Genomic DNA, 9021 nt, shown 5'->3' with positions numbered 1-9021 from the left:
TTCCAGTTTCGTTAGGTGTTTTTGATCTATTTTCTTAGGATCTTCAGATAATAGGGTTATTAGTAAATGTTTAATTATTTCAACATCATTTGATTTTATTGCATTATAAAGTGCTTTTTCTCTATCTTCTCTCACGTTGTACAATTCTGATGAATAACTCAAGCTGAATAAATAGTTTACTTCACTACCATCTTCTTTAGGATAGACCACAATATTTACTTCTCTTAAAGGGTGATCACCATTAAACTCCTTCAGCAGTTCTTTCTCAGTGGTTTCTTCTATAGCAACGGCTGCTTTACTTAGCTTTTTAAGCTGATCTATATCACTACTTTCTTTTTCAAGTAAAATTTTTGCTTTTTTTAGTATTCTTCGATAGTGAGCTACTTTTTCTTCACTACTTAGTATTTTAAAGAATTGTTTCAACTGCTCAAAACTATATGACAGAAATTTCATTTCTCTATCCTCATTTTATCATTTACGGTAACCCATTATCATAAAAACTGAAACAATTTTCTTTCTCACAGAGAGCTGAATCCCTAAATTTTTTACAAGGTTGTGAAAAAGGGTAAACTCCAAATCACCCATTTCAATTCTAGTATCACATTAAGCCATTATCAAAAAAACTAAAATGGCTTTTTCCTGTTATTACTATGTGTCTATTAACTTGATTCCTACATTATCACATGCCAATTCTAATTTCCGTGTATTTTTTTCATCTTCCTCCGTTGGTTCTGGATCTCCGCTTGGATGATTATGTGCTACTATAGCATACGTCGATTCTACCAGCAATCCCATTTTGACTATTTCCCTTATGTAAAAAGGTGCTTTGTTCACAGTTCCGGTATCTTGAATATACTCATGCACCAAACGGTTACCTGGATTCAAGTATATTACTCGTAAGCTTTCTTTTCTGAACTGTCCTATTGTTGCCTTCAAGTACTCTATTAGCTTTGTTTTATTATCCATAATCGATAATTTTTCTAACTTACCTTTCAACATTCTTTGTATAATTTCTTTCACGCATTGAATACTTGCGACTGCTGAGTCATTCATTCCTGCAACGATTTTTAGCTCGTAAAGATCAGCACTAATTACTTTTCCCACACTATTGAATAGAGCCATTAGTTTCTCTGCAACATTTCTGCTTTCTCCTTTTTCGCATACGAATATAGCAAAAGTTCCAGCAACTCATGATCAAGCAGAGTTCTGTCTTTGCTTGATAAAATTCTAGCTTCTAATTTTTCTTTTCTTTTATTCTCACTATTACTCATAAAAACCTCCAAGGTCAACATTATATACAAATTCAGCGCCAGCTTTCTGACGCAGTAGTTCTCGAGGTATTACCCTTTTGAACTCCAAATTTGCAATGTTGTCCGTGTTGCTTACAATATATAACACTGCAATAATACCTAAAACATAGCAATAGTATACGTGTGGCACGACTGCCAAAGGTGAAACTCCAGCAATAGTGCTAGCCAAAAGCAATTGAGCGCCATACGGTATTAATCCTTGAAACACACAAGAAAATATGCCTAGCCATGCTGCACTATAGTGAGGCGGTATTTCATATTTCTTAGCAATATCTCTAGCAATTTCACCGCTAAAAATTATAGCGATGGTATTATTTGCAAGTAAAATATCAAATATACTGACTATTTTTGCAATAAATAACTGCGCTGTTTTTTGTCCACCACGTTGTATCATAACCCAAGATGAAAGTTTATCTGCAAACTCCTTAGAATTTTTACCTACTAGTCCTGAAAGCCCGCCAACCATCAATGACAGTAGCATAATTTCATGCATACTCATAAATCCCTTAGTGATGTTTTGGCTTAAAAACAATAAACCATAATTGTTGTTATTTATAAATCCAATGATTCCAACAAAAGTTATGCTTAAAACCAATGCCGTAAATACATTTATTCCAAAGTTCGCAAGCAATATAAGTATTATGTAAGGAGTCACAAGCAATAAAGAATACTCCTTAACTGAAATAGCAGCACTATTGCTTGAGCTATAAAATAATATAATTATTGTGAATATAGAAGCAATTAGTGCCACTTTTGCATTCAGTTTTAATTTTTTCTTTATATCAGCCTTTTGAGACATCACAGATGCAATTGTAGTATCAGAGATAATAGATAAATTGTCACCAAACATTGCTCCTCCTACAACGGTTGCAACTCCTAAGGAAGGAGAAATCCCAGCTTGTGTCAGTTCAACTGCAATAGGAGCAATTGTTGCAATGGTGCCCATTGATATACCAATAGCAGTGGAGATGAAAGCTGCTACAAAAAATAATCCTATGAGTAAAAATTGTGTTGGTATAAATGAAAGAGCCAAATTAACTGTGGCATCAGCACTACCGATTGCTTTAGTTACTTCACTGAATGCACCTGCAAGTAAAAAAATGATGCACATAGTGATAATATTACGATCTCTTACCCCATCTAGAAAGGCATACATTTTTTCTTCAGTATTGCCCTTGTATAAAACCCAACCCAGAGCTATGGCAGGAACAATGGCTACTAGTGGAGATAACTGATAAAAAGCATTTGACACGCCAAGAACAGTAAAATATATACCACTCCCTACAAAAAGAAATAGGAACAGTAAAATAGGCAAAAAATTTGTAAGATAAAACATACCTCAGCTCTGATAAATGCAAATCAACTATGATATAATTTATATTATTATAAACCACAGTTAGCACCTTGACCAATGTTTTTCTAGAAAGCAATCTACCAGAAAAGGTTTCCATGAAAAGGACTATTATAATATATCATCTACTTGAATTAAACTGGGAGATAGAATAAGTAAAAAATATGAATGACATAACAACAAAGCAAGTCATATCCTTATGGGATGCACAAGTTGGTGGATTTTTGCCGGATAAAAGAGAAATGGAGATTGATAATATTTTTTTAATCTAATGCTTCAATGTTTCCGACATAGGAAAAGTATCATCTTTACTTTCTATAGAGGAAGGCACACTATTTTGATTATCATCACCATCAATTGGAGTAGTAGGGTGCATTAAAGCAACTTTCATAACTTCATCAATATTCTTAGTAAAAACTACGTTGATCCCCTCTTTGATGCTTGCCGGAATCTCTTGCATATCTTTCTCATTTTCACTTGGTATAATCACAGTTTTGATTGATCCTCTGAGCGCTGCAAGCAATTTTTCTCTTAAGCCCCCAATAGCTAAAACTCTACCACGCAATGTCACTTCGCCTGTCATAGCAACATTTTTGTTAACTGGTATATTCGTCATAAGAGAAACAATAGACGTACATACCGCGCCGCCAGCAGAAGGGCCATCCTTTGGTACCGCACCCTCAGGTACATGCAAATGTATATCATTATTTTGGAATTTTTCGGGCTTTATACCAAAAAACAAACAATTTGATCGAACATAACTATACGCAGCTTTTATAGATTCTTGCATAACCTCTCCAAGCTTTCCTGTGTATTTTATTTCTCCCTTGCCCGGAATTAGGACTGATTCTATCATCAAAATATCACCACCTGTTTCAGTATAGGCGAGCCCAGTTACTATTCCTACTAAACTCTCATTTTCCGCAATGCCAAAGGTATATTTACGTACCCCTAAATAATCTTGTAAATTGTCAACCCCTACGGATATTTTCTTATTTTTATCAGTCAATATTTCTTTAACTGCCTTTCTCATGAGCTTTGCAAGCTCCCTTTCCATACTCCGCACACCACTTTCACGTGTATATAAACGTATCAACTCGTATAACGCCTCATTAGTTATGTCCCATTCCTTCTGATACAAACCATGCTCCTTCTTTAACTTCGGAATAAGGTGGTGTGTAGCAATACTGATTTTTTCATCTTCAGTATACCCGGACAATTGTATAATTTCCATCCTATCACGCAAAGGATGTGGTAAATTTAAGCTGTTTGCCGTAGCTACAAACATTACACTTGAAAGATCAAACTCAACTTCCAAGTAATGATCCGTAAAGTGTTTATTGTGCTCAGTATCTAAAACCTCAAGTAATGCAGATGCAGGATCGTCACGCGAATCAGAACCCATCTTATCTATTTCATCAAGCAGAAAAAGCGGGTTGCATGAATTAGCTTTTTTCATGTGTTGAATGATTTTACCAGGCATTGAGCCAATATAAGTTTTCCTATGCCCTCGTATCTCAGACTCATCACGCACACCACCAAGAGCTATGCGAACAAAATCTCTTCCTACTGCTCTTGCCATAGACTTAGCTAAAGAAGTTTTACCAACACCTGGCGGTCCAACTAAGCAAAGTATAGGACCTTTTATCTCCTTTACTCTTTTTAATACCGCTAAAAATTCTATTATTCTATCTTTTACTTTCTCTATGCCATAATGATTTTCATCTAAGATTTTCTTAGCTGCATTTAAGTTAATTTTTGCATCTTTGTACTTCCCCCACGGCAAATCAAGTAACCAATGCAAGTAACTAGATATAACTGTAGCTTCAGGAGAAATGGGATTCATTTTCTTGTATCTCTTCAAATCAGTTATAGCTTTCTCTCTTGCTTCCTGAGAAAGCTTTGTTTCATTTATCTTTTTTTCAAATTCATTGAGTATATTCCCTTCATCACCATTCTCAAATTCGCCTAATTCTTTCTGTATAGCTTTCAATTGCTCGTTAAGGTAGTAAACTTTCTGAGTGCTTTCAACTTGCGATTTAATTGTCTTATATAAACGGTTTTGTGCGTTCAAAATACTCATTTCTCTCTCAATAAAAGCAAAAGCTTTTTTTAAACGCTCTTCTGGGTCATAAGCCTCAAGTATACTTTGTTTATCTGATACTTTTATATTTAAATGTGAAGCTACCGTGTCTACAAGTTGATCAACTTCTTTGATTTGATCAATGGAGTTAATGGCAACCTCGGGTTGATTTTTCTTGTTTAGCTTACACCAGCTATCGAACGCGTCTACAACAGACCGCCTTAAAGCCTCTAAATCAATATTGCCTTCATCTTCTTCATATTCATAATGACTGTCTAACTCTACCCTGGCTTGTAATAAAGTATGAGAGCTAATATATTCTACAACCCTTCCCCTTCTTATCCCCCGGATTATAACTTTTACTGCATTGTCAGGTAATTTTATTAACGGTTGTACAATGCTTGCTAACACACCTACTTCATAAAGATCTTCAGGCTCTGGATTATCAACAGAGCCATCTTTCTGTGCTACAAGAAAAATCTCATTTTGGTGATTACTACTACTTATTGCATACTCTAGTGCATTAACAGATTTTTCTCTGCCTATGAATAAAGGCACCATTATATTTGGAAAAATTACTACATCTCTTAAAGGTAATACTGACAATGCAGCAAAACCAGAGCTCACAGTACGTTCAATGTTCACAATATATGCCTCAAATTAATCATTAACCATTATAACATTGCCATTGTTATTATGATTAACCGTTGCTTTTCCTAATTCTACCATTTTCTTAGTGATTACTATAGTGCTACCTTCAAAGCCTCCGTTTCCAGATGTATACATAATGTCAAGCAAAAGTGACTCCAAGATAGCACGTAACATTCTTGCACCTGTTTTGTAGCTTATAGCCTTTTTAGCAATAGCTGATATTGCTTCATCTGAAAACTCAAGGTTTACTTTGCTAAACGCAAGCAATGCTTTGTACTGTTTTATCAGTGCATTCCTTGGCTCTGTCAACACATGTATTAAATCTTCATGATCCAGCTCATCTAAAACAGCAGTTATTGGAACCCGCCCTACAAATTCGGGTATTAAACCGAATTTGATTAAATCTTCAGGTTGAACATCATGTAAAGCATTTTTTTTCTTTTGCTCTTTAGACTGACTTATATCTGCTCCAAAGCCAACTGATGTTCCCTTTTTTCTCGCTTCAATAATTTTATCGAGGCCTTCAAAAGCTCCTCCACAAATAAACAGTATGTTACTAGTATCCACTTGTATAAACTCTTGTTGTGGGTGTTTTCGCCCTCCTTGTGGCGGAACATAAGCAACTGTACCCTCCATAATCTTAAGCAGAGCTTGCTGGACCCCTTCACCTGAAACGTCACGGGTTATTGAAGTGCTTTCAGATTTTCTTGTGATCTTGTCTATTTCATCTATAAACACTATACCACGCTGTGCTTTTGCAACGTCATAATTTGCAGCTTGTAATAAACGCGACAACACGCTTTCTACATCATCACCCACATAACCTGCCTCAGTTAAAGTTGTTGCATCAGCCATAGCAAATGGCACATCTGAAACTTTAGCAAGTGTTTTGGCTAGCAAAGTCTTACCAGAACCAGTGGGACCAATAAGCATTATATTTGACTTCTCGATTTCAATATCACTTATAGCATGAAATTGTACCATGGATTGACAATGGTTATACATAGCTACAGATAAAACGTGTTGCGCGTGTTCTTGACCTACAACATGCTTGCTGAGAAAGTTTTTTATATCCTCAGGTTTCTTTAGTAATAGCTTCATATCAGATATACGATCTGAATTAAAAGATCTATCTTTCTTTTGACTTATTGCTTTATGGGATAATTCTATGCACTCATTACAAATAAACACCTTTAAACCATCCGAAGAGTTAGTAATCAATTTATCTACTTCATCTTGCGCCTTGTTGCAAAAAGAACAGTAGTGTAAATCATTATTGTTATCCATTAACCCACCTTTTGTTTAACTTTAGTATTTTCAATTTCAATATCTGTACGCTCAGCTATCACCCTGTCAATTAAGCCAATTTTCCTTGCTTCTTCAGGATCCATGAATTTATCTCTTTCCATCATTCCTTCAATTTTCTTCAGTGAATTTCCAGTATGTTTTTCATAAATTTGATTTAGTTTTTTCTTAACCCGCAAAATTTCATTAGCATGTATTTCTATATCAGTTGCTTGACCATGATAACCACCAGATGGCTGATGTATCATAATTCTTGAATGAGGTAGAGAGTAGCGCTTACCTTTTGTACCAGCTGCAAGCAATAAAGAACCCATAGACGCAGCTTGACCTATACATAAAGTTGAAACGTCTGGGTTTATATACTGCATTGTATCGTAGATCGACAAACCAGCAGTTACAACACCACCTGGTGAGTTGATGTACATACAAATGTCTTTATCGGGATTTTCCGATTCTAAAAATAAAAGCTGTGCTACTATTACGCTAGCCATGTTGTCCTCAATAGGACCTGTTACAAAAATTATTCTTTCTTTCACTAGTCTTGAATATATGTCATAAGCGCGCTCACCGCGACTAGTTTGTTCAACTACAATTGGTATAAGAGTCATACCCTTTCCTATTAAATATTACCAAACAATTCCTTTAATTCTTTCACAGAAATAACCTGCTCTTCTTTACTCACTTTTTCTATTATATAATCTGTCACTTTATACTCAAGCGCTTGCCCTCTAACTAATTCTTGAAATTGTTTATTTGATTCAAAATGCTTAAGTACTCTGTCAAACGGTACATCCTTACTGACGTATTGATTTACAATCACATTCAAAACATCATTTTGAGTTAATGATATTTTATGTTCTGCACTAAATTTCATAAATAACATAGCAAGCTTTACACGTTTTTCAGCTTCTTTACGAGAATCATTTTGAGCACCCAATTCTCCTTCCATTCTTTGTTGCTCCTGTTTTACTATGTCTGTGGGTAAATCAAAACTATAATTAGCATCCAAATAATCAAATAGCTCCTTTTTAATTAAGAGATTTCTCATTTCGGTGCACTGATCACCAATCATTTTTTTTGCATGACTTATTAGCAAAGAATAATCTTTGAACCCAATACTCTTAGCTATTTCATCATCATTTTCAAAATCTTTGGCAACCTGAATCTCATTAATTCGCACAGAAAAATCAGCTTCCTGTCCTGCAAGGGAAATGGCTTGGTAATTTTCAGGAAATTTCAACTTAAAGTTCTTTGCTTCTCCCTTTTTCATACCAGTTAATTGATCTTCAAAACCATTAATAAATGTGCCAGACCCTAAATTAACGGCAAAATTTTTGCTACTTCCACCCTGAAAGAGCTTATTCCTAATCCGCCCTTCAAAATCAATTATCAATTTATCCCCATCTTTCGCTTGGTAAGAAGCATCATCAACAGAGGCAAAATTGGGGAACTTTGTTTTGATAGAATCAATAAATTCTTTTATATCTTCCTCTTCAATCCTTGCTTCAATTTTCTTTAAGTTTATTTTGTCAAGATCTATCATCGGTACTTCAGGCATCGACTCAAAAGATAGCTTGTATACAAAATTGCCCTCCTCATTTTCTTTGCCCAGATCTGGTAATGATATAACATCAACCTTAGGATAAATGTGAGACTTGACTTCAATTTTTTTCATCAAATCACTTGAGCAATAATCAATTGTATTATTTATCACATATTCCAAAGCCTCGTTTTTATAATTTGCAACAACAAGGTCATAGGGCATCTTTCCAGCCCTAAATCCAGGTGATTTTGCATTTTCTGCTATCTCTTGCAACCTGGAATTTACCTTTTGTTTTATATAATCACTACCAACTATGATTTCATACTCATACTTTAGTTTATCTATACTAAGCTCTTTGTAGGTATATACGCTACTTACTTCGACTGTATTTTGAGGTATATTATTAGACATCATAATTCATTTATTAACATTTTAATTCATATCTTAATAGAGTCATTTTACCAGAATTTAAGTTAAACACAATCCTTAAGAACAGGTTTTTACACAAACAAAAGTGTATTTAGTGATTATAAATTTTCCCTTAAAACCTAAGTTACATGACTTTAAAGTGCGGACAGAGGGACTTGAACCCCCACGAGCAAGCTCACCAGGACCTAAACCTGGCACGTCTACCAATTCCGCCATATCCGCAAGAAATTTTCAGTACCCTATTATAGGTATTCCATTAAAAATATTCAAGGTTTAAAGTCTTAGAACCTGTTAAGGATCTCGAAAATATGAGGTAGAATAAGCATAGTTAAGAAAGAGGTATATCTAT

7 protein-coding genes, 1 tRNA gene and 1 pseudogene are annotated in these 9021 nt (G+C 34.8%); all 9 read right to left on the bottom strand.

Annotated features, from left to right (window positions below; genetic code table 11):
* Positions 1-453: pseudogene (locus OZD61_RS01800) on the bottom strand (hypothetical protein); the annotation flags it as partial.
* A gap of 195 nt (positions 454-648) precedes the next feature.
* Positions 649-1122 (bottom strand): JAB domain-containing protein, encoded by a 474-nt coding sequence (locus tag OZD61_RS01795; protein WP_274979630.1) that lies wholly within the window; start codon positions 1120-1122, stop codon positions 649-651.
* The gene (locus tag OZD61_RS01790) at positions 1122-1271 is read right to left on the bottom strand and encodes a hypothetical protein (protein WP_259348587.1); all 150 of its coding nucleotides are present in this window, start codon (positions 1269-1271) and stop codon (positions 1122-1124) included. Before OZD61_RS01790 ends, OZD61_RS01795 begins: the two co-directional genes overlap by 1 nt.
* Positions 1264-2646: a Na+/H+ antiporter NhaC family protein gene (locus tag OZD61_RS01785; protein WP_274979629.1), complete on the bottom strand. Its 1383-nt coding sequence runs from the start codon at positions 2644-2646 to the stop codon at positions 1264-1266. The genes OZD61_RS01790 and OZD61_RS01785 overlap by 8 nt, the downstream gene beginning before the upstream one ends.
* A 283-nt stretch (positions 2647-2929) precedes the next feature.
* On the bottom strand, positions 2930-5389 hold the full coding sequence (gene lon, locus OZD61_RS01780) for an endopeptidase La (RefSeq protein ID WP_274979628.1): 2460 nt from the start codon (positions 5387-5389) through the stop codon (positions 2930-2932).
* 15 nt (positions 5390-5404) lie between these two features.
* Complete coding sequence (gene clpX, locus OZD61_RS01775; RefSeq protein WP_274979627.1) at positions 5405-6682, bottom strand: ATP-dependent Clp protease ATP-binding subunit ClpX; 1278 nt, start codon at positions 6680-6682, stop codon at positions 5405-5407.
* Positions 6682-7308, bottom strand: coding sequence for an ATP-dependent Clp endopeptidase proteolytic subunit ClpP (gene clpP / locus OZD61_RS01770; protein WP_038250016.1), 627 nt, complete (start codon positions 7306-7308; stop codon positions 6682-6684). Before clpP ends, clpX begins: the two co-directional genes overlap by 1 nt.
* Positions 7309-7319: 11 nt before the next feature.
* On the bottom strand, positions 7320-8654 hold the full coding sequence (gene tig / locus OZD61_RS01765; RefSeq protein ID WP_274979631.1) for a trigger factor: 1335 nt from the start codon (positions 8652-8654) through the stop codon (positions 7320-7322).
* A 158-nt stretch (positions 8655-8812) separates the two neighbouring features.
* Positions 8813-8894 (bottom strand) — tRNA-Leu (locus OZD61_RS01760).
* Between the last annotated feature and the right edge of the window lie 127 nt (positions 8895-9021).

The sequence above is a fragment of the Wolbachia endosymbiont of Drosophila bocki genome (genome assembly GCF_028982005.1).
GTDB lineage: Bacteria > Pseudomonadota > Alphaproteobacteria > Rickettsiales > Anaplasmataceae > Wolbachia > Wolbachia pipientis.
The sequence above is the reverse complement of the archived record's forward strand: the minus strand, read 5'-3'. Positions and strand labels throughout refer to the sequence as shown.

Bases quoted from the DNA above. Each gene is read 5' to 3' on its own strand.
- OZD61_RS01790 (WP_259348587.1), bottom strand. From the start codon at position 1,271: ATGAGTAATAGTGAGAATAAAAGAAAAGAAAAATTAGAAGCTAGAATT.
- clpX (WP_274979627.1), bottom strand. From the start codon at position 6,682: ATGGATAACAATAATGATTTACACTACTGTTCTTTTTGCAACAAGGCG.
- OZD61_RS01795 (WP_274979630.1), bottom strand. From the start codon at position 1,122: ATGGCTCTATTCAATAGTGTGGGAAAAGTAATTAGTGCTGATCTTTAC.
- tig (WP_274979631.1), bottom strand. From the start codon at position 8,654: ATGTCTAATAATATACCTCAAAATACAGTCGAAGTAAGTAGCGTATAT.
- OZD61_RS01785 (WP_274979629.1), bottom strand. From the start codon at position 2,646: ATGTTTTATCTTACAAATTTTTTGCCTATTTTACTGTTCCTATTTCTT.
- clpP (WP_038250016.1), bottom strand. From the start codon at position 7,308: ATGACTCTTATACCAATTGTAGTTGAACAAACTAGTCGCGGTGAGCGC.